Here is a 954-nt window from a genome sequence, read left to right as displayed (position 1 = left end):
ATCCACACAAAAAGTCGAAATGGCGTCATGCTATTTCGACTTTTTCATGTTTTATGTAGACAACAGGAGAACGGCTACGCTCTCAGCACATATTTTCGTAAATTTACGGCCATTAATGCGAGGCCGATTTCATTTTCAACCTTCGATTTTCCACGAACAGAAAATCGAGTGAAACCTAAATTAGCTTTCAGAAATCCAAAAACTGGTTCCACGTCAATTTTCCGCTGACGATACAGATTCCCAGCTTTTTCTTCTGAAAGCTTCGTTCGTACATATTCTTTTTGCTGCTCCCAATTTTCATTCACCATTAATTTACGGTGATTTCCTTCCTGGGCTTTCGTACATTTTTCTCGAAGTGGACATCCGGTGCAGTTTTCACATTCATACACGTTAAATTTTCGAATAAAACCATTCGCATCTTTTCGCTCAGATTCGTATCGGAATGTTAATTTCTGCTCGTTTGGACAAGTGTACGTATTCATCTCTTCATCGTATGCCCAATTGCTTGTTTTGAATGGGTCACTTTTGTATTTCTTTGATTGTTCTTTTCGATAGTTGTTGTACGTAATCACTGCTTCTCGTTTACGCGTTTCTAAAATATCCTGGTAATTTGGTTCGCTCCCGTAACCTGCGTCTGCGACAATATACTTCGGTAACTCAAAATACTGTGCCTCAATTTGATTTAAAAATGGTGTTAATGTTTTTGTATCTGTTGGATTCGCGTAAATCCCATAAGCGAGTGCGAATTGGCCTTCTGTCGCGATTTGAAGATTATAACCAGCTTTTAATTGCCCATTTTGCATGTAATCATCTTTCATTCTCATAAACGTAGCGTCATGATCTGTTTTGGCATAGCTTTGCGTGTACCGAAAATCTCAAAATCCTGCTCATATTTTTGTTTACGCGTGATCCATTCATACACTTGTTTCACCATTTGTTTCGGTGTTTTTCGTT

1 pseudogene is annotated in these 954 nt (G+C 38.5%); it reads right to left on the bottom strand.

The window, feature by feature from the left end:
- Nucleotides 1–74 precede the first annotated feature (74 nt).
- Nucleotides 75–954, bottom strand: a pseudogene (locus ACTHOQ_RS18880) (transposase); the annotation flags it as partial.

The sequence above is a fragment of the Solibacillus silvestris genome (assembly GCF_051967575.1).
GTDB lineage: Bacteria > Bacillota > Bacilli > Bacillales_A > Planococcaceae > Solibacillus > Solibacillus silvestris_B.
Note: the sequence above shows the minus strand (reverse complement) of the source record. Positions and strands in the feature narration are given on the sequence as shown.